The sequence below is a fragment of the Streptomyces sp. NBC_01320 genome (genome assembly GCF_035974375.1).
In the GTDB taxonomy this organism is placed as follows: Bacteria; Actinomycetota; Actinomycetes; order Streptomycetales; family Streptomycetaceae; genus Streptomyces; species Streptomyces yanii.
In genome coordinates, this window is sequence record NZ_CP108390.1 from 677,806 (window position 1) to 704,735 (window position 26,930).

Sequence of the window (26,930 nt, forward strand, 5' to 3'; positions counted from 1 at the left end):
TCGCGGGGCACCCTGGTCGGTTCAGCGGGGTGCCGGGGTTCCATTCGGTCGCCCGGCACCTCTTCGGGGTCGCGGCCGGTGGTCAGCCCTTCGGTGTGCCGCCGTACTGAATGATCAGTGCGTCGGCGTCGCGCAGGAGCGTGGCCCGGACCTGGTCGTCGGAGACGTTCTTGTCGTCGTTGACGAAGGCCTTGAACTTCTCCAGCTCATCGATGGTCTTGTCGTCGGACTTGTCCTTGTTCTCGGCGTCGATCGCGCCATCAAGCCTGCCGTGAAGCTTGTGGGCGCCCAGCGGGGTGAGCTTTCCGGTGCTTTCGAAGCGGTCGATCAGGCTCGCGATGTCGGCCGTCGAGGTGACGACGGTGAACTTCACGGTCTGCTCGGTCCGGTTGCCGGCCTTGTTGACGGCGGTGACGCTGAGCGTGTGCTTGCCCAGGCCGAGCTCGTGCAAGGCCAGGACCGTGCCTGAGGTGAACGGCTTGCCGTCGAGCGTGCCGCTCACCGACGCGATCCCGGACCCGGAGTCGACGGCCTGCCAGCTGATGGCCAGGTCCTGGCTGTCGCCGTACTTCTCGCCGGCTGCCACGCCGGAGACAAACACGGTCGGTGCCTTCGTGTCGATCTTGGCCGTGACGGCCTTGATGTCCTCCACATTCCCGGCCTTGTCGGTCGAGCGGTAGCGCAGCTCGTGCTGCCCCTCGCCCGTGATCGTGACCGTCGCGGTGTACGGCGTCCAAGGGCCGCCGTCCGTGGAGTACTCGGTCTTGGCCACGCCGGACGTCGCGTCCGCCGCGGTCAGCGTCACCGGCACCGCGCCGTTGTGCCACCCGTCGTCGTTCGCCGAGGCGAACTTCGCGGTGGTCATCGGCGCCGTCGCGTCCACCTTGACCGTGAGGGTCTTGGCGTCCTCGACGTTGCCGGCCTTGTCGGCCGAGCGGTAGGCCAGCGTGTGCGAGCCGTCGCCGTAGACGATGACCGGGCCGGTGTAGGACGTCCAGTCGCCACCGTCCAGCTGGTACTCGGTACGGTCGACGCCGCTGCCCTTGTCCTCGTCGGCGGCGGTCAGCGTGGCTGTGACCGGACCGGCGAACCAGCCGCTGTCCGGCTGTGCCGGGTCGGTTTTCGCGGTCGTCACCGGCGGCTTCTTGTCCTCCTCGACTGCCGGAGTGAGGTGGAAGTAGTCGAACTTGGCCGTCTTCGACGCCGTCTGGTTGACGCCGAAGGCGTAGAGTCCGACTCTCGCGTTCGCCGAGACGACGTCGTTCTTGACCGGTGTCGGGTTGCCGTTCGACGCGATCTCGGTCCACGTCTTGCCGTCGGCGGAGTAGTAGCCGTGGAAGGTGTCGCCTTCCTTCTTCAGTCGCAGCCAGGCCACACCGCTGGTGAGGTTGCTGACCGCAGGCTGCGGGTTCTGGACCACGTCGCCGATCTCGCTGCGCAGCTCGAGCCGCCGGGCGACGGCCTCGCCGGGCTGGTTGTCGGTGACGAAGTCGAACTTCACGTAGTTGGTGTCGTCCTTGTAGACGATCAGGCCGGCCTGCTGGTACCGCTCGTTGAAGGCGCTGCCGTCAACCTTGGTCTCCAGCGTCCAGTCGCCGGCCGGCGCCTTTTGCAGGACGAAGTTCTTCGGGTTGCTGTTGTCGGTGCCGTAGATGTCTCCCTTGGATGTGTCGATTTCCAGGTTGCCACCGGTCACCCGCGCGGCCGACGGGTCGTGGCGCACGATCGAGTCCCAGCGGCACTGGTCGAGCGTGGTGCCGTCGAACTCGTCGTGCGGACCCGGCTTGGTCGCCGTGTCGTCGGGGGTGATGTGGAACCAGTCGAAGTGGGCATCGATCACCGGGCGGTTGCCGGTCCCGGTGATGGCGAACAGGCCGATCTTCGGGTTCTTGATCCCGGCGAGCGGCTTCGTCTCCGGCATCGCGGTGAAGTTGATGCCGTCCGCCGAGTAGTGAGCGGTCAGGTTGGTGCCGTCACTGATGAACCGCACGTACACGGTGTCGGGGTAGGCGTCCCCGAGTTGGGCCGTGTTACTGGCCGTCACCTCCTTGGGATCGCCGTTCTCCTCGCGGATGAACTGGAAGACGCGGTTGGCGTGGTTGTCGGTGCCGCGGCCCTGCAGCACCATCTTGGCGTAGTTGTCGTCGTCGCCGTACAGGATCAGGCCAGCCTGCTGGTAGGCGTCGCGGGCATTGAGCGTGACCTTGGTGGTGGCCATCCAGGCGCCTGACGGCGCCGGCTGCACGACGATGTTCGGCGAGCCGCTGTTGGATCCGTAGATGTCGGTGTTCGACGTCGGGATGACGAGCTTGCCGTCCGCGACCTTGAGGTCCTGGTTCTCCCGGATGACCGACCAGCGGTCATGGTTGAGCTCAGCGCCCAGGAAGTCGTCGGAACGTCCGGTCAGGCAGAGCGTGTTCGACGCCTCCACCTTGATCGAGATCTCCTTGGTCGTCGCCGCGCCCTTGGCGTTGGTCACAGTGACCGAGGCGGTGTACGTTCCTGGCGCGCTGTAGGTGTAGCTCGCGTTCGCGGTCGTCGGCTGCGGGGCTCCCTTCACCCCGAAGTCCCACTTGTAGGTGAGCGGCAGGTTGCCGTCGGGGTCGGTGGCCGACGCGGTGAAGTCGACCTTCAGCGGCGCGGTGCCCGAGGTCGGGTTCGCCGACGCGGTCACCACCGGGCGCTGGCTGTCGGTGACACCCTTGCCGATGAAGTCGACCCAGTTGGCATTGATCAAGAAGGCGTCGTCGCCCGCGCTCGCCGGCTTGCGCACGACGAAGTACAGCGGGCCGCTGTCGGTCGACGCGTTGGTCAGCTTCGTCGTGACATCGACGTACTTCTGCCAGCCGCCGGTGCCCGGCACATCGGCCGTCCCGACCAGCTTCCCGTTCTCCGGGTCACCCTGCCGGACCTGCACAGTTCCACCGGAGTTGTTGGAGGCCACCCGCAGCCGGACCGCGTCGATGTTGGTCAGGTTCACCGGGTCAAACGACCACCAGTCACCGTCCCGGATGTACCCGATGTTCCGGCCGCCGCCCAGCGGGTCGCCGGTGGTCTCCGTCTGAATGCCATGGGGGGTGGTGGCCTTGCTGTCCGACACCCGGCCGGTCGCCGAGAAGTGCTCGGCCTGCTTGTGCTTGGGCTGCAACATGACCTGACCACGCCCGGTCAGCGGCTTGGCCCCGCCGGCGGCGCCGTGGTCTGTGTAGCTGGCCTCGATCGCATAGAAAAGGTTCTCGTCGGCGCCGTGCCCGCCCTCGTTGGTCTGCACGATGCCCTCGCAACCCTTGAGTTGGTCGAGGGGGTGACCGTGACCGTCATGGCCGAGGATCGCCTGGATCTGGACCTCGTTGCAGTTGATCTGGCCGTCCTCGGGGTCGGTGACGGTGACCTTGAACTTCACCTGGTCGCCGAAGTCGAAGAATCCGCCGTTGGGCGGCAGGTCCACCTTCACGGTGGGCCGGGTGTTGCCCGCGGTGATCGTCACACTGGCCTTGGCGGTCATGCCGTCGGCGTTGGTGACGGTCAGGACCGCGTTGTACTCGCCCGCCTTGGTGTAGGTGTGCGTGGGGTTGGCGTCGGTCGTGCCGTCCGTGCCGTCACCGAAGTCCCAGGCGTAGGTGAGCGTCTTGCCGTCGGGGTCCTTGGTCCCCTCGCTGGAGAACTTCACGGTCAGCGGCAGCGGACCGTCGGTCTTGTCCGTCGAGGCACGGGCGACGGGCGGCCGGTTGCCCTTGACGTACTCGATCCGGTAGATGCCCGAGTCGGCGTTGTCACCGCCGAACCCGGACCCCCACTCGATCAGGTACAGCGCACCGTCAGGGCCGAACTTGATGTCCATGGGCCGCTTGAAGCTCATGGCCTTGAGAATCTGGTTGATCTTGACGAGCTTGGTGGTGTCCTCATTCAGCTGGAACGAGAACATCTTGTTGGTGTTCCACTCGCCGAAGATGGCCTTGCCGTCCCAGTACGCCGGCCACTTGACGTCCGACTTCAGGTCCGCGTCATACCGGTAGACCGGGCCCGCCATCGGCGCGCCGCCCTGCAGCTCCGGGAACTGGTTCGGGTCGGTGTTGTAGTGGTACCAGACCGTCGCCGGTATCGCCGGCGGAAGGTTGGTCAGCCCGGTGTTGTTGGGCGACTTGTTCACCGGGGCGGCGCAGTTGAACGCCGATCCCGACTTCTTGGTGGCGAAGTCGTACTCGATGTACGGGGTGTTGGGACCGGTGCAGTACGGCCAGCCGTAGTTACCCGGCTTGGTGATCAGGTTCCACTCGACAGTGTTCTCCGGACCCCGCGTGGCGCTCGGAGATCCGGCGTCAGGGCCGTAGTCGGCGACCATCGGATTCCCGGTCTTCGGGTCGAGGCCGATCCGGAAGGGGTTGCGGAAGCCCATGCTGTAGATCTCAGGCTTCGTCTTCGCCGTCCCCGGAGCGAACAGGTTGCCCGCCGGCACGCTGTAGGTGCCGTCCGCTTCGGGGTGGATCCGCAGCAGCTTGCCACTCAGGCTGTTGGTGTTGCCCGAGGTGCGCTGCGCGTCCCACGCCTCACGGCCCGGCTGCTCATCGATCGGGGTGTAGGCGTCCGAGGCGAACGGGTTGGTGTTGTCGCCCACAGCCAGCCACAGATCACCGGTCTTGCGATCCATCAGCATGCCGCCGCCGTGGTGACAGCACTCCGCCCGCTGCACCGGCACGTCGAGCATCTTCTTCTCACTCGACATGTCGAGCGTGTCTCCCGTGACCGTGAACCGGCTCAGCCGGTCCACGTTCTCGCCCACCGGGGAGTGGAACAGGTACACCCAGTGGTTGGAGTCGAAGTCACCGTCCAGCACCAGCCCGAGCAGCCCGCTCTCGTTGGCGGTGAACACGTTCAGGTGACCGGCCGTCACCGTGCCGCCAGTCGGCTTGACGACCTTGACGTCGCCCAGCCGGTCGATGTAAAAGACTCGGCCGTCCTTTGCAATGTCCAGCATCATCGGGTTCGACGCCTTGTTGTCGAGGGTGACCTTCTCGAAGCTGGCGCTCTGCGACGCCGCGCAGTCGGCCTTCACCACACCCGCGGCGGTCTTGATGCCGCCGAGGAGCATCTTCAGGAACTCCGGCTCGCTGAAGCTCTCCTTGGTGTGACCGAGCCCCGTATACCACGACCGGCCGCCGTCGTAGTCCTGACACCACGTGGTCGGGTGGTCGATGCCCATCGTGCCGCCGTTGTAGGACTTCTCATCCATCGACTGCAGCACGTGCACGGTGCCACGAGGGTTCGCCTGGTAGTCATACCACTCGTCGTTGCGCTTCCACGATGTCGGCAGACCCTCGGTCGACGGGTGCGCCGGGTCCTCGACCTTCACGGTGGCGTTCTGGATCGCCGGGTGCGACTTGAAGTACCCGCCGACGAGCTTGCCGTACCACGGCCAGCTGTAACCGCCGTCGGAAGCGGCGTGGACGCCGGCGAAACCGCCGCCGTGCTGGATATAGCGCTGGAAGGCGTCCTTTTGGTCCTGCGTGCCCAGCGGGTCGCCGGTCGTGGACATGAAGATGACGGCCTGGTATTGCGCCAGATTCTCGTCGGTGAACGCCGCACTGTCCTCGGTGGCGTCGACCGCGAAGTCGTGTTCCTGGCCGAGCTTCTGGATGGCGGCGACGCCGTCGGGGATCGAGTCGTGTCGGAATCCGGTGGTCTTGGAGAAGACGAGCACCTTGAAGGCAGGTGCCGCAGTGGCGGCGTGCGCCGGCGATGCCAGGGCCGCCGGGGCGACCATCGATAGGATGGGGAGGACGAGGGCAAGGGCCATCGTCGCGGCTATGTGACGTAGGGTTCGATGTCTGTGTGCCACAACTGTTCCTCTGGGGTTCGGGGGAGTGTGGACTCATCGGGCCGATTGCTGGTTGGGGTGCGCCGGGGTGCTGTCAGCGTCAGCGCCCCGCCCCACGTTCTGGGGTCGTCCGGCCGCAGATGCCGGGACGGGGTCGGGGGTCCCCTCGTAATGCGCTACGGGGGTCTCTTGCCGGGACTGAGGGACACCCTCAGTGGATGGCTCCTACTAGCCACTCGCGGTTAACGAGGCGAGCAATCGCAGGAGCTTTACGTGCATGGACGGCCCCTCCCTCTGCGGTCCGACATCGCCGGACCACGGTCCATCGGGCCACGGCGCATCGCCGCGGCCATGGAACTCACCGCCGTCCGCCTGGTGCACGCCAGCGAGAACCTTGATCAGAATTGACTTTCCGGCACCGTTCCGCCCGAGCTCCTTGTGCACCTCACCGGGCAGTATCTCCAGGTCAACGCCATCGAGCGCTCGGGCCCCGGGGAACGTCTTGACGTCCTACACCCGCAATCGCGGCACGGTCATGTGGTTCCCCAGGGTGAGATCCTTGTCAGATCCATGTCGGATGAGCTTTGTTTAGTCGCTGAACTTAGAGTGGGGATGTGGCAGTGTCAACACCTATGAAGGGTGGAGACTCGGCAGGTCCCGGGAACAGAGAAGGCATGACCAGTCCGGCCCGGCAAGAAAGTCTGCGGACGCGAAATCTGTCGCTGGTGCTCAACCAGATCGCCGGCGCGGCGGAACCGGTGTCGCGTGCCGACGTGGCAGCGGCGACCGGACTGACCAGGGCCACCGTCTCGGCTCTGGTCGACGTCCTGATCGAGGGTGGTCTGGTCGGCGAATTGGAACCACGCAAGACCAGGCCGACGGGCCGCCCGGCAACCGGATTGGTACTCGCCGACGATCGAGCGGCCGGACTCGGGCTGGAAATCAACGTCGACTACATCGCGGCATGCGTCATCGACCTCACCGGAGGAATCCGTTACCAGGAGGTTGTACAGCAGGACCAGCGGGGGCGGACCCCGCACGAGGTGCTGAGCACCGTCGCCGACATGGCCGCGACCGCGATCACTGCGGCCGAGAGGCTGGACTTGACCGTGGCCGGTGCGGGCGTGGCCGTTCCCGGACTGGTGGACAAGGGGCTGCTGCGCCTGGCACCCAACCTCAGCTGGCGCGATGTCCACATCTCGTCTCTGCTTGCCCGGACCGGAGCTTTGGACGGGCTGGCGATCACGGTCGACAACGAGGCGAACTTCGCCGCGCTGGGCGAACTGCGCATGGACCGGGGCGCCGCGCCCACCGATTTTCTGCATGTCTCGGGCGAGATCGGGGTGGGCGCCGGCATCGTCATGGGCGGTGCGCTGTTTCGTGGCGAGCACGGCTGGAGCGGTGAGATCGGGCACATGGCCGTCGGGATGGACGGGCCACCATGTCAGTGCGGCGCCCACGGCTGTCTGGAACAGGTGGCCGGCCAAGAGGCCATCTTGCGGGCCGCCGGACTCCCCCTGCGGGCCGCCACCTCGATGGGGGGACAGGCTACCGTCGGCCGCATCGTGCAGGCGGCCGAGGCGGGCCATTCGCAAACCCTGGCGGCGCTCAGGCAGGCCGGCCGCGCTCTCGGCATCACGATCGCCGGGGCCGTCAAACTCCTCGACATCGGCTGCGTCGTCCTCGGCGGTATCTACGCACCGCTGGGGCCCTGGATCCAGCCAGAGGTGCAGCGTGAGGTCGATCTTCGGGTGCTGTCCTCATCCTGGTCTCCGGTCCGCGTCCGGATTTCGCTCGCGGGCACCGACGCCTCCGTGCTCGGGGCCGCGAGCTCGGTCATCCGGGCCATCATCGATGACCCGTCCACATGGTTGCGCAGATAGAAATCGAGCATTGACGGGAACCGTTCCTAAAAACTGAGCGGGAGTGAGTCCTGGTGCCAGGACTCGTGCTCAGCCGTGTGCCCCGAACGGTTGTGGGCACACTGGTCGCTCGCTTTTGCTCCGCGTCCGGCCTGGATCTGCTGGAGGGCTCGTGTGAACACGCGGTCCAGGGCGTGGCGGCGGAAGCGGGCGTACACCGTCTTCCACGGCCCGTGGTGTTCCGGCAGGTCGCGCCAGGAGATCCCGGTACGGATCTTGTAGACCATGCCGTTGATGACCTGCCGGTCCGCTGCACGCGGCCGGCCCGTCGCAGCTCGCGGTATCAGCGGAGCGAGGAACTCCCACTCCCGGTTGGTGAGTTCATGGCAGCGTAAATCAGCCACCATGAACCACCGTTCGGTGATCTTTGAAGACGGACCCTGGCGCCGAGCCAGGCTGATGACGGCGATGCCATGGACGAAGCGAAGCGCCGGCGGGGTGATCGCGGCTACGGCCCCTGCAACGACTGCCGATTGGGCACGTCGATCAACAGCGCCGGCGGAGACGGGAGAGTTCTCGACGGGGCGTTGTCAACTTGTTCGGGGTGGGGGTGTCGAGGGCGTGGTGGGACCGGGTGGAGGCCTGCCGGTCAGGCTGCCGCGGGCAGGCCGGCGATGCCGGTGATCTGCTCCCAGGTGGTGAAGCGGGCGGTCATCTCGGCGCGGTACTCGGACGCGGCCATCAGATGTCGGCGGGGTCGGAAGTGGGGCGAGATCTGGCTGAAGGCGGCGAGGAACTTCTGGGCGGCGCGGCGTGAGCGGAAGTACTTCATCGCGCGTTCGCGCTGCCTCGTCGGCTGGTGGGAGTTCTCGGCCCGGTTGTTCAGGCCCTTGTGGGAGCGGTGCTCCACCGAGCGCATCAGCTCGCGGTGGGCGACGCCGTAGGAGCGGAGCTTGTCGGTCACCAGCACCCGCGGTACCCGGCGCTGCTTCTTCATGAGCTTGGCCAGGAACCGCTTCGCGGCCTTCGCATCCCGCTTCGACTGCACGAGGATGTCCAGGACGTCGCCGTCCTGATCGACGGCCCGCCACAGGTAGTGCCGCCCTACTCGACGCCCCCGGCGGGAAGTGACAGACCGTCACCTCCAGTCCGGTCTCGTGGGCGAAATCGGCGAGTTGGCTCTTCCAGGCACGGACGCGGTAGCCGTTGGAGCCCCCGGCGTCAGCGGTAATCAGCAGGCGGGATGCCGCGGGGTAGCGGCGTTGCCCCTCGCCGTCCCACCAGCGGCGCAAGGTGGCCACCGCGAAGGCGGAGGTGTCCCCGTCGCAGCCCACCGACACCCAGCCCGCGTCCGCGCCGATGTCGTAGATCCCGTACGGCACCGCCTTCTGGGCGCCCTTCTCCGGGAAGTCGTGCGCGCGGACCTCGACCGGCTGTCCGGCACGGTGCCACTCGCTTCCGATGACCGCGTAGTTACCCAGGGTCTCCTTCTTCTTGGCATCCACACTGATGACCGGTTGCCCGTCGGCGAGATACGCCTTGACCTGGTCGTTGATGTAGTGGAACTGGGCGTCCCTGTCCGGGTGGCGGGCCCCCTCGGTGGTCCGCGAGGTGCCCTGCAGCGAGAAGCCCTCCGCCTTCAACAGCGCGGCCACCGTGTCCGGACCGATCCGGTGCCCCCGGCGCGTCAGCTCCGCCGCCAGATTCCGGGTGGACTTCACCGTCCAGAGCAGCGGAGACTCCGGATCACCACGCTGATCCGGCTCAACCAGCGCCAACAGCGCGGGCACCAACTCGGGATCAGCCTCCCGTAAAGACTTCCGACCCGCACCCGGCGCCCGGACCCGACCCTCGGGCTCCTCCCCACGCTCCAGCTCCCGCTTCCCGCGCGACACCGTGGACTCCGCCACCCCGGCCGCACCGGCCACCGTACGGATCCCGCCATGGCCCAGGACACGGGACGCGGCCCCCAGCACCAGGCGCTGCTGCCGCTCATCCAGATGCGGCAGCAGCAGACCGAACACATCCACCAGCCCCGCCTTGATCCCCTCCGACACACCCGCACCCTACCGGCCAACAGCCCACCCAAACCGATGAGTTATTGATCGCCAGCTCCCTGGCCTCGTGGAGGGTTGGTTCGGCGATTCTTCCGCTGCCAGAAGCAGGAGCACCTCGTCCGCTGACACTTTCAGGGCCGGCACGTCGATACGCCACCGGCCCAAGGGGAAATCGCGTTCCTGGCGGATTTCGTGGAGGCGGACGTATTTCGCCGTGCTGTCGCGGCTCGGCTGTTGAATCAGCCGTGCAAGGCGTTGGACAGCAATCCTGCGACCACCAGGAAGACGACGACCGCCGCGAGACCGACCCCTAGCATGGCTGCCACCTTGCCGGCAGTCGGCAGCTGTGTCTTGGCGATCTTCACGTTGGCGACCATGCCCAGAGCGCCCAGCCCACCGCCGATCGCACCGCCTATGAAGAGCAGTCCCAGCGGGAGCAGGGAGAGGACCACCTGCCACGGGGCGAGTCCGTCAAAGAACTTCTTCTTGGTGAGCGGCGTAAGGGGGCCGACCTGTGGCGACTTTGACATGGCTGGTCCTTCCGATGCGCCAAACGTGCGCAGTCGATTCAAAGTGGGCGGGCGCGAGATGGTGCGCCCGAGCAGAGGATGCCCGCAGGACATATCGCACGGGTGTTCGTGATCTTATCGACTTGACGCCGTGCGGGCATGCGTCGCGTCGGCATCCATCCGGGCACGATCTGCGCGCTCCTGGCTGATCTGGTGTTTGAATCGCCATCAATCCGGACGTATCCGTTGAACGACGTCGCCTTGGGTCTGCCCGCGGCGGATCGCGAAGTCGTCCACGCCCAGCACACGCGGCGTGCTGAACTGCGGATCCGGCAACGCCATGACCCTGCGCAACAAGGTCATCCTTCCCACGCCGAAGCCCAGCTGGGCGGCCAGCCGGGCGCCGGCTCGCCCTGCCAGCGCGAGCCCCACCCGCTCCAAGGCGTGGTTGAGCCGAGTGGTGAACCGAGCGTACGGGGCGGCCAACCGCGAGAACGGCTCGGCGAACGTCCGGCGCGGACAGTCCGCCGCCCCACAGATGAAACGCCGGACCATCAACCGGATCACGAAGCCCTGCTCAGCGAGCGGAAGATCCTTCAACCTGCGGTGATAGCGGTCGTGCTCGCGGTTCGAGAAGCGGCCGCAGTCGGGACACTCCGCCCCGGCCACCCGGCCTCTCGCCACCACCTCGACTGTGCCGAAGACAGCGGTCACCGCTTCGACGTCCACCTCGTCGATACCGTCGAACACGAGCGAGTCCCAGAATGATGCATCGGTCTGCATGACCAGCACGATCACCGTTCACGGCCGACCACGACAGAGACGACCAAAGACTTGACGGAGCGTCATTCTCGTCTACCGGACGACCAGGCGTACGCGGTCTCACGCGACCCAGCCCCTCACAATCGAACACCAAGGTGACGCTCCGCGATCGTTCCCCAAGATCTGTGCCAGAACCCGAAACTGGTCGACAAACGCTGTCCTCAGCAATTGACGAAGCCACCCCACACCTGACGCACCGACACCACACTGCCGAACCACCACCAACAAAACCCCGCAGATCATCAGCTTTCGGGTCGTCTGTCCCGGCCGCCGTCCGCGGGCCATACGGGTCATCGGGTGCTGCCGTTCGACGGATGCGGCGGTCGGGTCCGATGCGGCTGTCGTCCGGCTGGGACACCTTCCTTGCGGGCGTACCGGGCGATACGCCCCGGCCCGAACAGGAACCCGGTGTCGTGCGGGTTCCGAAACCGCTTGCCCGTCGTTCACCTGGGTGGTTGTAGGAAGGACCCTCGACGTGTCTGATCCCGTAGTCCTCATCACGGGCGCGCTCACCGGTATCGGCCGAGCCACCGCCTTCGCTTACGCCCGTCAAGGCGCGAACCTTGTGGTCTCCGGCCGCCACGAGGACGTGGGTGAGCAGCTTGCCGGGGAGCTCTCCGACCTCGGCGCCCCGGCCGAGTTCGTGCGTGCCGACGTCCGCTTCGACGCCGATGTGAAGAACCTCGTCGACCGTGCGGTGGCACGGTTCGGGCGGATCGATGTCGCCTTCAACAACGCCGGCACCGAGGGAACACCCGGCCCTGTCACCGAGGTGACCGACCAGGGGTATCAGGTCACCTTCGACACCAACGTCAAGGGAACGCTGCTGTGCCTGAAGCACGAGTTCCGGGTCATGAGGGAACAAGGCGGCGGCAGCATCGTCAACGTCAGCTCCAACTACGGCCTGATGGGTTACCCCGGGGCGACCTTGTACGTCGGGAGCAAGCACGCCGTCGTCGGCATCACCAAGGCGGCCGCACTCGAAGGCGCCGCCCACGGTATCCGGGTCAACGCGGTCGCGCCCGGCTACACCCGGACCGCTATGTACGAGCGGTTCACCGGCGACGACACGGCCCGTGCCGCGGTCGATTCGGTACTGCCCATGCACCGGGCAGGCACCCCGGAGGAGATCGCCGAAGCCGTCCAGTTCCTGGGTTCGGACAAGGCGAGCTACGTCACCGGGCACATCCTCCTGGTCGACGGCGGCCTCATGGCGGGCGGGCCCCTGTTCCCGAGCTCGTGAATCGCGAGGTCGGCGCGGGCCGCGTCGGCCTCGGCGGCGTGGTGCCCGCTTGACGGGATATTCCGGTTCTCATCATGCCCAAGCGGGCGGCCCCGCAGCACACGAGCGACATCAAAAGTCGGTTCTGGCACAGATCTTGGAAAGGCGTCGCGGAGCGTCACCCCGGTGTTCGATTGTGAGGGGGGTGGGTTTGCGTGAGACCGCGTACGCCTTGCCGCCCGACCAGTGGACGATCCAGGGCCAGGCCTCGCAAGAGCCGGTCACCATCGCCCTCGGCCAGGGCGAGCTCGGCCACCTGACCACCGCGGGCCACCGCGCGATCCTCAGCCCCGACAGCGGGCCCCAGTGGATCCTGGAACGCCTCGGCTAAGACATATCTGTCGGGTCACCTCGCGGCCCAGATGGGCCCCGTGCTCCTATCCGTTTCCCAAGCCACAAGATACGGCGTCGACATGAACCGTTTGCCGACGCTGATCCTCGACGCGGGTTCTCGACACTGCCGACCTGCGGTTTTGCTGTGGCCCAGTTCGAGTGTCGATAGACCCTCGTTCCTGGACACTCGGGAAGGGTGGTGGGGTGACGTCAGGCACCCCTGCGGCATTGTCGCCGCGCTGGAGGGCGGTGCGGCGTTGATGCTGGCTGTCATCACGCAAAGGAGGCTGTCATCGGCATGGACCCTGATTTTGATGCGGCGGTGCTGCACGCGCTGTTCACTCAGCCGCCGATCGGCCTGCATGTACTGGATCCGGAGCTGCGGATCGTGCGCTTCAACTCCGCCGCGCCCGGTGCCCAGGGCCTCGACATGAGGGACGCGGTCGGCCGTACCTGGCGCGAGCTGGGGATCACCACGGACGAGGTGGAGGGCATGCTCCGCACAGTGCTGGAGACGGGCGAGGCGGTGACCGATTTCCGGTACCGGGGCCATCTGGCCGTCCTGGGCGGTGTGGAGAAGGTGCTGTCGATCTCGGCGTTCCGCCTTCAGGACGCCGAGGGGCGCACGCTGGGGGTGGCCAGCACGGTGGTGGACATCACCGAGCGGGATCGCGCCGAGCAGCGCCTGCAGCTGCTGTGCCAGGCCGGTGAGCGGATCGGGAACAGTCTGGATGTGTTCCGTACGGCGCAGGAACTCGCCGATGTCGCTGTGGGCGAGCTGGCCGACGTCGTGACGGTCGATGTCCTTGATGCCGTGCTGCAGGGTGAGGCGCCACGTCCGGGGCCGCTGTTCGACCCGGTCACGGTGCGCCGGGCGGGGTTCCGGGTGGCATACGAGTCGGCGGTGGGAAGCTCGTACGAGATCGGGGGTGTGAGGGTGATGGGGCTGGGCACGCCGTACGCGCGGGCCCTGAGCGATCTGCGGCCCCGGCTCGTCCCGGTCCTGAGGCCCGACGACCCTTGGCTGGTCAGGAATCCGGTGCTCGCCGAGAGGGTGCGTGAGACAGGGGTGCACTCGATGATCGCCGTCCCGCTGGCCGCGCGCGGCGTGGTGCTCGGCATGGCGGCCTTCTACCGCGGCCTAGGATCACCGCCCTTCGACGACGCCGAACTCGGCGTCGCCACCAATATGGTCGCCCGGGCCGCGGTATGCGTCGACAACGCCCGCCGCTACACCCGTGAACGCACGATCGCCCGCCTCACCCAGCGGGCCCTGGTGCCCGACCGGCTGCCCTCGCAGACCGCCGCGGAGACCACGTTCGCCTTCCTGCCTCTGGCCTCCAGCGGCGTCTGGTACGACGTCATCCCACTCTCCGGTGCACGCATCGCGCTCGTCGCGGGCGAGGTGTCCGGCCACGGCCTGCACACCGTGACCACGATGGGCCGGCTGCGCACGGCAATCAGCGCCCTGACCGCGATGGACCTGCAGGCCGACGAACTCCTCGAACACCTCCACGCCCTGACCGAGCAGCTCGCCCGCGAACACCCGCCCGCCGAGGACTCCGACCAGTCGGAGCTGACGGCGACCTGCCTCTTTGTGATCTACGACCCGGCCACCCGCACCTGCACCCTGTCCCGGGCGGGACATCCTGCGCCCGTCCTCGCCCTGCCCGACGGCAGCATCCACGTCATCGACGTCCCGGCGGGGCCGAACCTGGGACGCGGCATGGCCTCCTACCGGTCTGCCAGCGTGGATCTGCCCGAGGGCAGCATCCTCACCCTCTACAACGCGGAACTCCTGCAGGACACCGATCAGGACCGGCTTCCCGCCTTCCAGAACGCCTTCAGCACACCCCCGGGCCTGACCGGCCGCCTGCAGGACATGTGCGACGCCCTGATGAACTCACTGCTCCCCGACAACCCCGTCGACGACGCACTGCTCCTACTGGCCCGCACCCGCTCACTCGGCCCGGACCAGACGGCATCCTGGACACTGCCCCACGAACCCGAGAGCGCCGCCGCAGCCCGCCGCCTGGTCGCCGGCCAGCTCACCGCCTGGAACCTCGACGACCTCACCTTCAACACCGAACTCATCGCCAGCGAACTGGTGACCAACGCCATCCGCTACTCCACGGGGCCGCCAGAGCTCCGGCTGATCAACGACCGTGCACTGATCTGCGAGGTCTCCGACAACAGCATCGCCGCCCCCCGCCTGCGACACCCGGAAGACGACGACGAAGGCGGCCGCGGCCTCTACCTGATCGCGCAACTGGCCCAGCACTGGGGCACCCTCCACACCGGACGCGGCAAAACCATCTGGACCGAGCAGACCCTGCCCTGACACTCCACAACCGTGCTCCATGCCCGGTGATGGGCGCCATCCGTTCTGCGCACGAAACGACAGCCGCCTTCACTTGTCCGATGAAGCCCGGAGCACGCTACTTCCAGACCGGCGCAGACGGCAGCGGTGAAAGCGAATGTCGCACCGTGGTGACAGATTCATGCCGCCCATCACACTGTGCTTTGTAGGGAGGCGACTTGGTGCCGCCGAACGCCTCATAGTTCATCAGATCGAACGGGGGTGGCGTCGGTCGCAGCTTGTGGCCCCCTGGGCAATTCACTAACTTCGCCCGCCGGGTGCCAGGCCCGGGGCGGGAGGCAGCGGTTGCTGTGGTGCCGCCTGCGGGGTGTGTTCTTGCTGCCGTACAGGCGGCCTCTGTTGCGCTTCGGCGCGAGCGAGGGCTGTGCGGCTTCGGCGCGGGCGCGGTGGTGGATCCGGTGGGCGGCGGGTGTGGTCGAGCTGCGGGGCGATTTGGGGGCCCAGGCCGGGGTGAAGGTGCGGTGCGCGAGCGGCATCGGCTTGTCCGGGTTCGGCGGGGCGCCGGGGATGCAGTGGTCGCGGATGGCGGCTGCGGTGATGGCGGTGTCGGTGTGGGGCGGGGCGGGGTGTCCGTGGAGGGTGCGGGTGAGGTAGCGGCGGGCTTCGGCGAGCAGGTGGCGGTGGCGGAAGCCGCCGCCGTGATGGACCGCAACAATCGCGGTGATCTCCAGGGCTGCGGCCGCGACGTCCACGGCGGTGCCGACGGTGGTGCGGATCGCTGCGGCGGCGAGGCGGGCCAGACGCAGGTTGTCGACGACCTCCTCGCCGACCAGGGCAACGGCGCCGTCCCGCCAGCGTGCCCGCAACGCGGGCAGGGGCCGGCTGGTCTTCTTCTTGGCGGGCCGGGTCTCGCGGGAGGCGCGTTCCATCAGTCGCTGCCGGATTTTGGTGGTGAGGGGCTGACGGGTGCGTTCCTGGTACTGGCCGGCGAGTTCAGCCAGGCGGCGCATGGTCGCGGCGTTGCGGGTGGCGGCCCAGTCGATGAGCTTCTCGGGGATCCCCGCGAGCTCCATCACGGGCCGCTGTCCGGCGGTCGGGTAGCGGGGCACCGTCGCCAGATCGAGCGCGCGGCACATCTCTTCCAGGAGGCGTTGGTTGTAGAGCTCCGAGAGGGCGACGGTGTACTCGAGGAACGAGCGGGTGTGCAGGGTGCCCCACCGGTCGTCCTGGCGGCGGACCTTGACCGACAGCACGACGTGGTCGTGGAGCAGCGGCATGCCGTCGCGGTTCTCGTAGTGGCGGAAGCGGGCGGCGATCACACCGGCACGGGCGCGTTGCACGGTGCTGTCGCCACCGACGCGTACCCACAGATGCTCGGTCTCGGCGGTGGCCAGGACCTCGCCGGTGACGCGGGTCTGCAGGTCCTCGATGAGCCGGCGCACCGGCGGTGTGCCCAGCGCCCACAGGACCTGGACACTGCCCGGCGGGCGGAACACGAGATCGTTGCCGGACCACTTCTGCACCCGGTATCCGAGCCGGGACGCCCGGGCGGCCACTGCGGGACTGTCACCGGCGGCAAGACGGTCGGCAACGATACGCTCCGCGGCCGGGTGGAGGCCTTCGCCGAACAGGTTCCGCATCTGCCCCTCGGTGACCCGCGCCCCGGCCACCAGGCCGACCGCGGGCAGCGCCCGGCCCATCCACACACCCGGCGGGACACCCGCATCCTCCTGCGCCTGCTCCAGGCTCTTCCCCCGGGGCCGACGGCCGTCGCCGACCGCCACCTGACGCCCGTAGTACTTGTACGCGGAGCCCTTGCTGACTTGCTTGAACGTCATCATGTGACCCAGCACAGCACCGAAAAAGCGCTGGTCAACGGCCTAAACCGGGGGCTCCCGTGGGGCGAGACGAAACCACGGATTCGTTGGTCCGGTATCCCGCGTCACGGGCAGTTGGCAGCCATGCTTCCCACATCGGCTCCAGACCGGCAGAGCTCCACTGCCGAAGGAAAGTTCACGCCGGGCGCCCGGTCCCGGGGAGCGGACTGTAGCCCGCGGACCAGTCGTTGACCCAGCCGCAACCCGCGCACTCGTACCGGCCATCGAGGCCCGCGATCTGTGTCCCGCACTGAGCGCACCCTATAGAGGTGATCTCGGGATGCGGCAGAGGCTTCTCAAGCCCGGCTGGCCGTTCCGGTTCCGGGGCAATCGCCATGGTCGGACGCTACCGCCGTGGGCAGTGGCGTCAGGGGCCGGAACCGACTCCACCACACTCTCTTTACAGGCTCCGGGCAAGCCGGTCCTCGCAGGCTTGCCCGCAGCTGGCGAAGGAATGGGCAGCGCGCCTCTCGCATTCAAAAATCGAACATGCGTACCATTCAGGTGTGCCCACGTACGACTTTCCCGAGGACCTGCGCGACGCCCAGCTCGCGCTGCACCAGACCCGCGCCGCATACGAGCAGTACGCCGCTGGCCTGCCCTGGTCGGCCGAACCGATGCCCGGCTGGGACAGCGAGAGGCAGCCGTACACCAGCTTCCGCTCCGGCAAGGCCGACAGCCCCGGCTACACGCAGGAGCAGGCCGCGGAAGTGCGCCGGTTCCAGGCGGAACTGCTCCGGCTGAGCACCGAAGTGGCGACGCACCCGTACTGGGCGACCCTCGACGGCGGTGTGGTGGCGGCGCGGATGGCGCTCAAGCACGCACACGAAACTGCCGGGGACGAGGCGGCGTAGCCGTGTCCGATCCCGGGTCGATATCCCGCCTCGACAAGCTCCGGGCTCTTCAGGAGTGGCTGGACTGGCAGTTGCGCCAGACCCGGGGCCGGATCCAGCAGCTCGAAGCCCAAGAACGGCAGGGCCAGGAGCGGCGGGCGCCGCAGCGGCAGCGCGGCAGGGAGCAGGGGAAGCCGCCGGTCGAGAAACGGGAGAGCGAGAAGCGGCGCCCGCGTACCTTCCCGGACTGGGGCATCACCGACATCGGTGTCGGCACCCTGCGGTCCGAGGTCCACCGTGGCGACTGTTTTGCCGCCGGAAAGCAGCTGCGGGCCATCAGCCGGGAGCAGGCCCTCGCCGCCCTCGGTGACGGAATTCAGGCCTGCGAGGTGTGCCGGCCGGACCTGGTGCTCGGCGCGCTGTGATCAGTGCCTGGTCGCAGCATGAAAGCGTGGAACTCCCGATCAACGTGGCGCTGGCCCGTGCCGTACCGGTGCTGCCGCAGGGGCCGGGCTGGTGGTACGAGCCCAAATTCGACGGGCACCGGATGATCATGGTGCGCACCGAGGACACGGTCACCCTGTACGCCCGGTCGGGCCGGGTCGTCACGCCCTACTGGATGGACCTGGCCCTGGCCGGCATGGCACTGCGGCCGGGGACGGTCCTCGATGGCGAGGCGGTGATCTGGCGGGATGGGCGGCTCGATTTCGGAGCGGCTCAGTCAAGGGCCGCGTCGTCCGTGACCCGGGCCCGCGCGCTGGCCGCGCGGCACCCGGCTTCGTACGCCTGTTGGGATCTGGTGCAGCACCCCGACCCGGCAATCGGCGACACCCGCCCTCTCCCCTACACCGAGCGGCGCGCCCTTCTCCTTGAACTGCTCGCGGAGGTCGGTCCGCCGATCCAGCCCGTACCGGCAACCGACGACCGGGATGTGGCCGAGCACTGGTACGAGGCGCTCGAGGAGCAGGGCCTGGAAGGAGTGGTGGCCAAGCGGGGCGCGGCCGCGTATCCGTCCGGGCGCCGGGGGTGGTCTGTTAACTGCACCAACTCTGAGGTTCGTTCAACCCGGGGGCCGTAAGTTCTGATCATGTGATCGTGCATGAGACTCCTTCACTTCATCGAGATCTGATTGACGGGCGGGTACGGCTGCCCCGGGTCGGGGCTGTGGTCGCGGGTACGACGCCGTCGCTGCCGTGGCTGGTGGTGGATGCCGCCGGCCGTGAGATCGAGCCGGTCAGCGTCTACCCGAGTGGCTTCGTTCACTTCAAGCAGCAGCGTTTATCTGCCGGTTTGGACAGCAGTTGGTGATCTTGAAGCCCCTGGATGTTCATGAGAAGTGACGTCAGGGTGCCCACATTGCCGGGTATCGGAAAGCAGTCGCGCAGGCAGTCTGCCGTGCCCGGCAGGTGAGGGGCCGCGTCCGGGCGGTCATCATGATGAGCCGGGGGCCTGGCGTTCTGAGGTCCGCCGGAGGTGAGAGAGGAAGGCGAGGGGGATCGGGACCGTGACAGAGGTGTTCGACAGGGCCTGGGACGTGCTCATGGTGGCTTTGGGGCTGAGCTGCGTGTGGGTGGGATGCTGGGCCGTGCTCCGGCCGCGCCAGCCGCTGATGCTCGAGGGGCGACCTGTGTGGGTGGTGCGCGCCTGGGGGCTCGGCTATGTGTTGCTGGGGATCTCCCTCACCATCGAGTCGGTGACCCTGATGGCCGGCGGGGAGCCGGACTGGCCAGCGGACGTGATGCGTTGGGTTGCCGGACCGCTCGTGGTCGGCTCGCTCCTGGCGGCGTTCCTGTCCCGGCGGTGGGAGCGCCGTCGGGCCCGGGCCATGGATGGGGGCGGCAGGCGTGAACCGGACCGTCACCTGGAGTGAGGCGGCGCTCGTGGCCGTTGCCTGCTGGGCGGTCAGCGGTCTGGGATACGGCGTGCTCGCCGCCCTCGACGCGCCGCACGTGCCCGTGGCGCCCCTCATCGTCACGGGGCTCGTCCAGTGGTTCTGGGCGCGCCACCGCTTTTGGCAGGCCGGGGTCGCGGCGGGCCTCGCGGGGGCTGTCGTGCTGTTCGCTCTCGTCGACGTCCTGCGTCCGAGTCTGGGCCGGTACGTTGCCGACGCGCTGGCCACGGGGGCCGCGGCGACGGTCGCCTTGGCCGTCTTCACCCTGGTCGGCCGCGGAGCGGGACGCCATCGTGACGCAGCACGCTGACCAGTTCGTGGGCCGCCGCCTCATCCTGCAGCCCGAGCCGGGTGCCGGCCGGCGGCACACGTTTAACACTGCGTGTGAGGGCTGCCCAGGCAAGGACCCCAGTGACTCTGCTGCGCAATTTGTGGGTCAGGCCGTGAGTCGGTAAGCGAGGCTTTCGAGGCGGCTGCTGCGGGTGTGGTGCTGGTCGTGGCCGCTCCAGTAGGCGTCGAGTCTGATCACGTTGAGTGCGGTGGCGGAGAAGGCGTGCTGGAGGCGGACTTTCGGTAGCCCGCGGTAGCGGGCCCGGCGGATGCCGGTGATGTCGAGGGCCTGGTTGATCGTGCCCTCGACGCCCGCGCGCAGGGCGTACTTCGTTTTCCAGGTCTCCGTCTTCTGCTCGGCACGGGCCCGGGCGAGGGCTTCTTCTGGTTCCCTGGGCCGCAGGGTGAGCATGCGGCGTCCGTTCGCGGAGCTGGTGCACTGCTCCTGGAAGGGGCAGGGGCGGCAGGTGAGCACACCGAAGGCGATGACGATGGCGTCGGTGCCGTGCTGCTTGACCGGGGTCCAGTGCGCGCTGGTCTTGCCGGCGGGGCAGCGGACCTGCCGGGCCTTCCAGTCGATGGTGAAGGCGCTCTTGTCGAAGCCAGCGTGGGTCTTGGCCTGGTGGGAGTGGTTCTGCAGTACCGGGGTGACCATGTGGATGCCCTGCTTCAGGGCGGTGGTGATGAGGTCGGCCGAGGGGTAGCCGGCGTCGAGGTAGTGCTCGGCGGGTTTCAGCCCGCGCTCGGCCAGGTGCTGCTGGACGGGGGCGGTCGCCTTCACGTCGGGCACGGTGGCGTCGGTGGTGTGCACGTCCGTGATCAGGTTCGGCGCCGACCGGGGACCAGCTTCGGCTTCGGCTTCGGCTTCGGCTTCGGCTTCGGCTTCGGCTTCGGCTTCGGCTTCGGCTTCGGCTTCGGCTTCGGCTTCGGCTTCGGCTTCGGCTTCGGCAGGAGTGTCGCAGGTCTCGGTGAGGTGGACCTTGTAGCCCATCCAGAACAGTTCCTCGCCCTTGGCCGCCCATCGCGCGTTGGTGTCGTAGGGCGAGGCGAGGCGGAGTTGGCCGGGCGGGACGCCCTCGTCGTCGGCGGCCCGCTTCGTGATCACCTCCCGTCCCCGGGAGTCGGTGCGGATGTAGTAAGTCTGCACGAGGATCTGCCGCAGGGCCCGCACCGTCTCGATCTCGCGGATCCACACGGGAGCCCCGGGTGACCAGGCCGCCCGGCACAAGACCAGGGCGTCCTGGCCGAAGACCTGCGCGAGCCGGTCACGTTTCGTCTGCGAGGAGGGCATGTGCCAGCCGTCCACCCTCGGCCCGTACCGGTGCGCGAACTCCGCGACGTCGACGTGCTCGGCCAGCCAGGACGGCGCCGCGACCGCGAGGGCCTCCAGCGCCGCCCGCACGCTCTCCCCGGCCAGCTCCATACGGTTCAAGTCCCGCACCGCGCTGATCACATGAGTGGAATCGGTGCGCTGCTTGCCCCCGGCCGCGACCAGCCCCTCCAGCTTGCACTGCTCCAGGAGCCGGTCGAAGAGCACCCGCTCCATGCCGTTGTCGGCCAGGCGGGAACGGAACCGGCTCAGCACGCTGGCATCGAAGCCGGTGTCCGTCAGCTCCACGCCGAGCGCGTACTTCCAGTCGATGGCCCGCACCGCCATCGCCGCTGCCTGCCGGTCGGTCAGATTCTCGGCGAACTGCAACACCGTGACCAGGCCCAATGCCCCCGGCGACAACCCCGGGGCGCCACGCGCCCCGAACGCCCCGGCGAACGGCTCGTCCGCGAAGACCCCCGCGAGCCGATCCCGCAGGCGGATCGCCAGACTCTCCTGCGGAAACGCCGCCCGGGCCACCGCCACAGTCTGCTCCGGGATCTCCGGCAACCCCTTCGGCCGCATCGACATTCGCACCACCCCCACGGCCGCACGACAAGACAACGACCGTACCGACGATCATCCCCCGCCCACCGCTACCCCCACACGAAATTGCGCAGCAGAGTCGTCGTCGGACACGTCCGGCAGGCGGGTAACGGCCATGAGGGCGGCATCGTCGTCCAGGCGTCCTTCGGTGTACCGGGTCAGATCGGCGAGGAGAGTGTCCAGGATCACACCGGGGTCCGTTGGGAGGGGACGGGACAGGAATGGCACGGGATCGTAGAAGGTGCCGTGGCGGTCGCGTGCCTCCACCAGGCCGTCAGTGAACAGCACCAGGGTCGCGTCGTGCGGCAGGGTGTACCGATCGACCGGTACCCGGGTGCGGCCCAGGTCGCCCAGACCCAGGGGCAGGGACGGGGCAGACGGCTCCAGCGGAGTCGCGCGGCCCTGGTGGACGAGGAGCGGCGCCGGATGCCCCAGATTGATCATGTATATGGCGGAGCCGTCGTTGGGAACGTCGATGAGGACGGCGGTGGCAAAGGATTCAGTGCCCCCCTCCTCCTCGGCATCGACCCGCTGCATGAGCTCCTCCAGACGGTCGACCACATCGGTCAGGCCGGGGACGTGAGCCGCGGCCTCGTAGAAGGCGCCGAGCAGCCTGTTGACGGTTCGGACCGCGCCCAGCCCCTTCCCTCGCACGTCGGCAATCATCATCCGAACGCTGTCGGGTGTGGGGTGGATGGCGTATAGGTCGCCACCGATGGCAGCCTCCTTCGCGGCGGCCCGGTACCGGGAGGCCACGTCCAGCGGCCCGACCCGCTCGGGGGAGGCGGGGAGCACCGCCCGCTGGACAGCCTCGGCTACCTCGCGGGTGTCCTTCAACTGCTTCCGGTCTTTGGCCATTACCTGGTTGAGGATCGCGGCCAGAACGGTCAGGACTACGACGGTCGTGAACCGAAGGAAGTGTTCTGTAAGGGTGATGTTCTCCTTCGTGTACGACAGGGACATCCCGATCAGCTGTGTCACTACGCCGGTAGCGATTGTGCCCGACAACGAGTACACGGGGGCGGCCAGCACGGGAGCGGCCGCCAGCAGCGGAAACACGCTGAATCCTGACGGGGTCAGTACATCGACGACGACCGCGACGAGGAGCACCGCGGCAGGCAGGAGAGAAGGCCATCGACTCCAGCTGACCAGAGGTGTGCGGTCGCGTGTCATTACCCTGCGGTCCCTGTGCTCCTGGGCGGATCGTCATCGAGTCCCAGTCTCCGACGCACCCCGACCGACAGCGACTGGACCAACCTCGTGCGCGTCCACATCAGCGACATCGGTATCTGACACCGAACAACAGCGGATCGGGGCGGTCGCCGTCGGACGCACACCACATCTGATCAGGGGCGGAGAGGGCATCCGCCTGCATTAGACGTCGTTTCTTATGGTTCGAGTGGGAGCTGTCGACCGGCGGCAGGCACCCTCCTGGCTCAGGTCACTGTGCGAGTGGAAACGCTGTCCGGGTCAGCGGGTCAGAGCCCGAGGTGAAGCTTCCCCTTGATGTTGGACACCTCGAGACTGGGACGTGAGGTTCCAGAGGAAGTAGTGCCAGGTGGGAAGCAAGAGCAACCGCAGTAGGCGGTATACGGAGGAGTTCAAGCGCGACGCGGTCGCGCTGGTTCGGTCCTCCGGCAAGACCGTCACCGAGGTGGCCCGGGAGATCGGGGTCAGCGCCGAGGGACTGCGGAACTGGGGCAAGCAGGACACGATCGACCGCGGGCAGGGGGCGCCGGGCGAGCTGACGAGCGCGGAGCGGGAGGAGCTGCGTCGGCTGCGGCGGCAGAACCGTGAGCAGGCCGAGACGATCGAGGTGCTGCGAAAAGCGGCGGTCTTCTTCGCGAAGGAGAGCGATCGATGAGCGAGGTGTACGCGTTCATCGAGGCGGAGAAGACCACCCACGGAGTCGCTCTGTTGTGCCGGCTGCTGAAGGTGGCCCGGTCCTCCTTCTACGCCTGGTTGGCCGGCGAGCAGGCCCGCGCCGACCGCCGGGCCGCCGACGACGCCCTGGCCCACGAGATCACCGTGATTCATATCGCCTCCCGGTGCACCTATGGGGTGCCGCGTATTCATGCCGAGCTGCGCAGGCTGAGCGGTGTTCTCGGCAGTTGCTTGTCGGAGCTGGTCGGTGAGCTGCTGGTTGGACTGGGTGAGCTCGTCGACGCGGGCGGTCAGATCCCCTGCGGCGAGGGTGTCGAGTTGCTGGCCGAGTTGATGGCGCACAGCGGTGCCGAGCCGATCCCTGTCGGCCCGTAGCTGCCGAATCTCTTGGCGACGCCCTGCTGCCGGCGCGCCGGGCCCGGTGGCTGAGGGTGCGCACGGTCAGGGTGCGCGACCTGTTCGGCTGATGTGGGCCCGGCCGCCGTCTTCGCCCCCCACCGCCCGATGGCGGCAGGGCGGCAAGGGGGCGGAGGTCTGTGAATGTGTCGTGCCGTCAGCCCCGCTGGTGCGGACCGGCCGGCGTGTATTGCTCGGCCTGCTGCCAGCTCGCGGGGATGCCGAGCGCGGTGGGGGCGTCCGCGATCCCCGCGCCCAGGCGGGGGTCGGCGCCGGGCAGGGGCCGGCAGGCGGTGCGCAGCAGCAGGTACAGCGGGTCGGCGCGGGCCGCGGTCCGCGGCACCGCCTGGGTGCGCAGTTGGTCGTGGTGGGCGAGCAGCAGCGCCGCCAGCCCGGTTACGTGGGCGGCGGCGATCGCCGTGCCGTCCACCGCGGCATAGCCGTCACCCAGGCTGGTGGTGATGACCGCCGCGCCGGGCGCGACCAGGTCCACTCCCGGGCCGGTGGGGGTGAACGGGGCCGGGTAGGGGCCGGGCCACGGCGGCTGCACCCAGGTGAGCGGGCTGCTCACGGGATAGGTGCCGGTGTGCGCGATCGCCCCCACCGCCAGCACCCCCGGCAGGGTAGCCAGCTGAGTGAGGGGGCCGGCGGTGTCTCCCGCCGGGGCGATGACCGTGGTGCCGGCGGCGTGCGCATCGGCGAGTTTCCAGGCGGCCAGCTGGGACTGTACGGGATAGGCGAGGCTGATCTGGGCGATGTCGATGTCGTGGGTGATGCAGTAGTCGACCGCCTCGAGCAGGTCGCTGAGGTGCCCGCCGGGGAACAGCTTCAGCGCATGCACCTCGGCCTCCGCCGCGATCCCGGCGATGCCGGCGTTGTTGTCCGCCGCGGCGATGATGCCGGCGCACCACGTGCCGTGCCCGGTCCCATCGAGGCCCCAGGTGCCGTTGCCGGCGCCGGTGAAGTCGTGCCCGTGCTGGACGGTGTCCTTCAAATCGGGGTGGGCGGTGTTCACCCCCGAATCGAGCAGCGCGATCTTGATGCCGTGGCCGCGGTAGGTCGGCGGGATCTGGTTGAGCCGCATTGCCTGTGTACCCCAGCCGGTGAGCGCCTTGCCGGGGAAGCCCTCGAAGGTGTCCGACAGGGCTTGCACCGTAACTACCGCCTCGCCGTTGTCGGCGGGTTGGGGGGTGCCGGTGCGGGCCGGCCAGTAGTCGGCCACCGGGCGGACGTAGAGCGCCTGGAGCGTTTCGGGGGTGTCTGCGGCCAGGGTCATGGTGACGCGTCCGTCCGGGCTGGTGACTCCGTGGACCGGGCCGCCGGTGCCGATGGCCCACACGTGCGCGCCGGCCACCGCGTCCCCGTCACTGCCCACCACCCGCAGGGTGAGATATTCGGGCTCCTCCAGGGTGACCGCCAGCATCGGGTCCAGTACCGGCACCGGGCCGACACCCACCGGCGGGGTGGGGGTGTAGGACAGCGGCTGGTCGATCTCCACGACCACCTGCGGGTTCCCGGCCAGGGCGCGGGCCCGCTCCTGGGGCATCTTCACGACCGCGACCGGGGGGCAGGCCGGATGCGGCTCCGCAATCGCCCCCAACCCGCGGGAACGGGACGGCCGCACCTGCGCCACGGGTTCCACATCGGGGTCCTCCTCCAGCAGCTTGAACAGCGCCGAGGCCTCAATCGGCGGCACCCCACCGGCAAGCAGCCTCAACGGCCGGGGCGCCACCAGATAGCGGCCCCACCCCGCCCGCACACCCCGACCCTGGTACCCCAGCGCCTGCGCCTCCCCGCTCATCCGTCCGGCCGGTTCACCTGCCCCGCCCGCAGCCGCCGCCGGCTGCCCGGCCTCACCCGCCGTGCCCTGCGCACGCGGGGTCTTCCCGCCCTTGCCGTTGCCCGGCTTCACACCGTTGCCGCCCTGCTCACGCATTCAGCCAACCGCCATCTCAACGTAAAGCATCGTCGTACGCCCTGGATCTTCAGTGGCCGGCCGGAAAGCGGGCGTCCATGAGCTCCCCGGCCAGCGGCCTGCCGCGCCTTTGCCTCGCCCCGCCGCGGCATCCGGCCAGGCAGGCCCGCCTCCCCACACGGGAGGGAGAACGAGCGCTACCCGGGCGGGTGTCTCACATGCCCAGAGGCGACAGCTGCCCGTACTGCGGCTGCTGCCCGAACATCCCCTGGCCCGGGAACTGTCCCTGGCCAGGGAACTGGCCGAACTGGCCCTGCGGCTGCATGCCCGGGAACTGGCCGAAGTGCTGCTGGCCCTGCTGGCCCTGCTGGCCCTGCTGGCCCTGCTGGCTCTGCTGGCTCTGCTGGCTCTGCTGCACCAGCGTCAGGATCGCGATAGGCAGCGCCTGCTGCACGGACTGCTCCACAGCGCTGCGCACGCCCTGCTGCAGGGTGTGGTGCAGCGCGACAGCCAGGTACGGGTGCGCGTGGTGCTGGGGAATGCCCTGCTGCTGCAGCTGCTGCTGGACCTGCTGCAGCTGCTGCAGCGTCTGCTGCAGGCGCTGCGCCACCTGCTGGCTCGCCTGTTGGCAAGCCTGCTGGATCGACTGCTGGACCACCTGCGCGATCTGCTGCTGCGGCTGGCCGACCTGGCCCCAGGGCTGCTGCTGGCCGAACAGCTGCTGCTGGTTGTACGGCTGCTGGGTCTGCGGCTGGCTGATCTGCTGGGGGGTGTAGACGGACATGCGGAACTCCTCCTTGAGCCTGGCGGATGCACACGATGAACGGCGCGCCGAGAAGCCCGGCCGCCGCCACCGAGCAGCAAACCACCAACCGACCAAGAACACATT

At 68.4% G+C, this 26,930-nt stretch carries 22 protein-coding genes and 3 pseudogenes; 13 read left to right on the plus strand and 12 right to left on the minus strand.

Annotated elements, in window-relative coordinates:
• Positions 1-82: 82 nt before the first annotated feature.
• Positions 83-5,761 (minus strand): ThuA domain-containing protein, encoded by a 5,679-nt coding sequence (locus OG395_RS03540; RefSeq protein WP_327241550.1) that lies wholly within the window; start codon positions 5,759-5,761, stop codon positions 83-85.
• A 393-nt stretch (positions 5,762-6,154) separates the two neighbouring features.
• Positions 6,155-6,280, minus strand: a pseudogene (locus tag OG395_RS58035) (ATP-binding cassette domain-containing protein); the annotation flags it as partial.
• Between the two features lie 209 nt (positions 6,281-6,489).
• On the opposite strand from OG395_RS58035, the gene OG395_RS03550 reads away from it, so the two are divergent.
• Complete coding sequence (locus tag OG395_RS03550; protein WP_327241551.1) at positions 6,490-7,698, plus strand: ROK family transcriptional regulator; 1,209 nt, start codon at positions 6,490-6,492, stop codon at positions 7,696-7,698.
• A 26-nt stretch (positions 7,699-7,724) separates the two neighbouring features.
• On the opposite strand, the gene OG395_RS03555 is transcribed toward OG395_RS03550, so the two are convergent.
• From OG395_RS03555 to OG395_RS03565, 3 genes and pseudogenes are all read right to left on the minus strand, one after another.
• Positions 7,725-8,084, minus strand: a complete 360-nt coding sequence (locus OG395_RS03555; RefSeq protein WP_327241552.1) for a transposase — start codon at positions 8,082-8,084, stop codon at positions 7,725-7,727.
• Positions 8,085-8,326: 242 nt separating this feature from the next.
• Positions 8,327-8,809 (minus strand): annotated as a pseudogene (locus OG395_RS03560) (IS6 family transposase); the annotation flags it as partial.
• A pseudogene (locus tag OG395_RS03565) lies at positions 8,787-9,692 on the minus strand (ISAzo13 family transposase); the annotation flags it as partial. The pseudogenes OG395_RS03560 and OG395_RS03565, both read right to left, overlap by 23 nt.
• Here OG395_RS03565 and OG395_RS03570 point away from each other — a divergent pair.
• Entirely contained in the window at positions 9,621-9,782 is a 162-nt protein-coding gene (locus OG395_RS03570) for a hypothetical protein (protein ID WP_327249756.1), read from the plus strand. The pseudogene OG395_RS03565 and the gene OG395_RS03570 overlap by 72 nt on opposite strands.
• Before the next feature lie 191 nt (positions 9,783-9,973).
• Here OG395_RS03570 and OG395_RS03575 read toward each other — a convergent pair whose 3' ends face one another.
• Both OG395_RS03575 and OG395_RS03580 read right to left on the minus strand, forming a co-directional pair.
• The gene (locus tag OG395_RS03575) at positions 9,974-10,264 is read right to left on the minus strand and encodes a hypothetical protein (RefSeq protein WP_327241553.1); all 291 of its coding nucleotides are present in this window, start codon (positions 10,262-10,264) and stop codon (positions 9,974-9,976) included.
• 207 nt (positions 10,265-10,471) lie between these two features.
• Complete coding sequence (locus OG395_RS03580) at positions 10,472-11,041, minus strand: transposase family protein (RefSeq protein WP_327241554.1); 570 nt, start codon at positions 11,039-11,041, stop codon at positions 10,472-10,474.
• A gap of 499 nt (positions 11,042-11,540) precedes the next feature.
• Between OG395_RS03580 and OG395_RS03585 the strand changes: the two genes are divergently transcribed.
• The 3 genes from OG395_RS03585 (at position 11,541) to OG395_RS03595 (ending at position 15,021) form a co-directional block, all read left to right on the plus strand.
• A complete protein-coding gene (locus OG395_RS03585; RefSeq protein ID WP_327241555.1) occupies positions 11,541-12,308 on the plus strand; it encodes an SDR family NAD(P)-dependent oxidoreductase in 768 nt (255 codons plus the stop codon).
• A gap of 184 nt (positions 12,309-12,492) precedes the next feature.
• Complete coding sequence (locus OG395_RS03590; RefSeq protein ID WP_327241556.1) at positions 12,493-12,678, plus strand: hypothetical protein; 186 nt, start codon at positions 12,493-12,495, stop codon at positions 12,676-12,678.
• A 300-nt stretch (positions 12,679-12,978) separates the two neighbouring features.
• Positions 12,979-15,021, plus strand: coding sequence for an ATP-binding SpoIIE family protein phosphatase (locus OG395_RS03595; protein WP_327241557.1), 2,043 nt, complete (start codon positions 12,979-12,981; stop codon positions 15,019-15,021).
• A 215-nt stretch (positions 15,022-15,236) separates the two neighbouring features.
• On the opposite strand, the gene mobF is transcribed toward OG395_RS03595, so the two are convergent.
• Positions 15,237-16,841: a MobF family relaxase gene (mobF, locus tag OG395_RS03600; RefSeq protein WP_327241558.1), complete on the minus strand. Its 1,605-nt coding sequence runs from the start codon at positions 16,839-16,841 to the stop codon at positions 15,237-15,239.
• 542 nt (positions 16,842-17,383) lie between these two features.
• Between mobF and OG395_RS03605 the strand changes: the two genes are divergently transcribed.
• The 6 genes from OG395_RS03605 (at position 17,384) to OG395_RS03630 (ending at position 19,911) form a co-directional block, all read left to right on the plus strand.
• Complete coding sequence (locus tag OG395_RS03605) at positions 17,384-17,731, plus strand: hypothetical protein (protein ID WP_327241559.1); 348 nt, start codon at positions 17,384-17,386, stop codon at positions 17,729-17,731.
• Between the two features lie 2 nt (positions 17,732-17,733).
• Entirely contained in the window at positions 17,734-18,135 is a 402-nt protein-coding gene (locus OG395_RS03610) for a DUF6233 domain-containing protein (RefSeq protein WP_327241560.1), read from the plus strand.
• A gap of 26 nt (positions 18,136-18,161) precedes the next feature.
• The gene (locus tag OG395_RS03615) at positions 18,162-18,788 is read left to right on the plus strand and encodes an ATP-dependent DNA ligase (RefSeq protein WP_327241561.1); all 627 of its coding nucleotides are present in this window, start codon (positions 18,162-18,164) and stop codon (positions 18,786-18,788) included.
• Positions 18,789-18,805: 17 nt separating this feature from the next.
• Complete coding sequence (locus OG395_RS03620) at positions 18,806-19,018, plus strand: hypothetical protein (RefSeq protein WP_327241562.1); 213 nt, start codon at positions 18,806-18,808, stop codon at positions 19,016-19,018.
• Between the two features lie 196 nt (positions 19,019-19,214).
• The gene (locus OG395_RS03625) at positions 19,215-19,580 is read left to right on the plus strand and encodes a hypothetical protein (protein ID WP_327241563.1); all 366 of its coding nucleotides are present in this window, start codon (positions 19,215-19,217) and stop codon (positions 19,578-19,580) included.
• On the plus strand, positions 19,555-19,911 hold the full coding sequence (locus OG395_RS03630) for a hypothetical protein (RefSeq protein WP_327241564.1): 357 nt from the start codon (positions 19,555-19,557) through the stop codon (positions 19,909-19,911). The genes OG395_RS03625 and OG395_RS03630 overlap by 26 nt, the downstream gene beginning before the upstream one ends.
• 126 nt (positions 19,912-20,037) lie before the next feature.
• Here the strand turns inward: OG395_RS03630 and OG395_RS03635 are convergent, their stop codons facing one another.
• Both OG395_RS03635 and OG395_RS03640 read right to left on the minus strand, forming a co-directional pair.
• The gene (locus OG395_RS03635) at positions 20,038-21,831 is read right to left on the minus strand and encodes a transposase (protein ID WP_327241565.1); all 1,794 of its coding nucleotides are present in this window, start codon (positions 21,829-21,831) and stop codon (positions 20,038-20,040) included.
• A 48-nt stretch (positions 21,832-21,879) separates the two neighbouring features.
• A complete protein-coding gene (locus OG395_RS03640; protein WP_327241566.1) occupies positions 21,880-23,019 on the minus strand; it encodes a PP2C family protein-serine/threonine phosphatase in 1,140 nt (379 codons plus the stop codon).
• A 385-nt stretch (positions 23,020-23,404) separates the two neighbouring features.
• Between OG395_RS03640 and OG395_RS03645 the strand changes: the two genes are divergently transcribed.
• Both OG395_RS03645 and OG395_RS03650 read left to right on the plus strand, forming a co-directional pair.
• Complete coding sequence (locus tag OG395_RS03645) at positions 23,405-23,710, plus strand: transposase (protein WP_327241567.1); 306 nt, start codon at positions 23,405-23,407, stop codon at positions 23,708-23,710.
• Positions 23,707-24,105, plus strand: a complete 399-nt coding sequence (locus tag OG395_RS03650; protein WP_327241568.1) for an IS3 family transposase — start codon at positions 23,707-23,709, stop codon at positions 24,103-24,105. Before OG395_RS03645 ends, OG395_RS03650 begins: the two co-directional genes overlap by 4 nt.
• A gap of 178 nt (positions 24,106-24,283) precedes the next feature.
• Here the strand turns inward: OG395_RS03650 and OG395_RS03655 are convergent, their stop codons facing one another.
• Together OG395_RS03655 and OG395_RS03660 are read right to left on the minus strand one after the other, a co-directional pair.
• Complete coding sequence (locus OG395_RS03655; protein ID WP_327241569.1) at positions 24,284-26,062, minus strand: S8 family serine peptidase; 1,779 nt, start codon at positions 26,060-26,062, stop codon at positions 24,284-24,286.
• Positions 26,063-26,255: 193 nt separating this feature from the next.
• Positions 26,256-26,825 (minus strand): hypothetical protein, encoded by a 570-nt coding sequence (locus OG395_RS03660; RefSeq protein WP_327241570.1) that lies wholly within the window; start codon positions 26,823-26,825, stop codon positions 26,256-26,258.
• Between the last annotated feature and the right edge of the window lie 105 nt (positions 26,826-26,930).

Bases quoted from the DNA above. Each gene is read 5' to 3' on its own strand.
- OG395_RS03655 (WP_327241569.1), bottom strand. From the start codon at position 26,062: ATGCGTGAGCAGGGCGGCAACGGTGTGAAGCCGGGCAACGGCAAGGGC.
- OG395_RS03650 (WP_327241568.1), top strand. From the start codon at position 23,707: ATGAGCGAGGTGTACGCGTTCATCGAGGCGGAGAAGACCACCCACGGA.
- OG395_RS03575 (WP_327241553.1), bottom strand. From the start codon at position 10,264: ATGTCAAAGTCGCCACAGGTCGGCCCCCTTACGCCGCTCACCAAGAAG.
- OG395_RS03635 (WP_327241565.1), bottom strand. From the start codon at position 21,831: ATGTCGATGCGGCCGAAGGGGTTGCCGGAGATCCCGGAGCAGACTGTG.
- OG395_RS03570 (WP_327249756.1), top strand. From the start codon at position 9,621: ATGGCCCAGGACACGGGACGCGGCCCCCAGCACCAGGCGCTGCTGCCG.
- OG395_RS03555 (WP_327241552.1), bottom strand. From the start codon at position 8,084: ATGGTGGCTGATTTACGCTGCCATGAACTCACCAACCGGGAGTGGGAG.
- mobF (WP_327241558.1), bottom strand. From the start codon at position 16,841: ATGATGACGTTCAAGCAAGTCAGCAAGGGCTCCGCGTACAAGTACTAC.
- OG395_RS03550 (WP_327241551.1), top strand. From the start codon at position 6,490: ATGACCAGTCCGGCCCGGCAAGAAAGTCTGCGGACGCGAAATCTGTCG.
- OG395_RS03540 (WP_327241550.1), bottom strand. From the start codon at position 5,761: ATGGTCGCCCCGGCGGCCCTGGCATCGCCGGCGCACGCCGCCACTGCG.
- OG395_RS03640 (WP_327241566.1), bottom strand. From the start codon at position 23,019: ATGACACGCGACCGCACACCTCTGGTCAGCTGGAGTCGATGGCCTTCT.
- OG395_RS03660 (WP_327241570.1), bottom strand. From the start codon at position 26,825: ATGTCCGTCTACACCCCCCAGCAGATCAGCCAGCCGCAGACCCAGCAG.
- OG395_RS03595 (WP_327241557.1), top strand. From the start codon at position 12,979: ATGGACCCTGATTTTGATGCGGCGGTGCTGCACGCGCTGTTCACTCAG.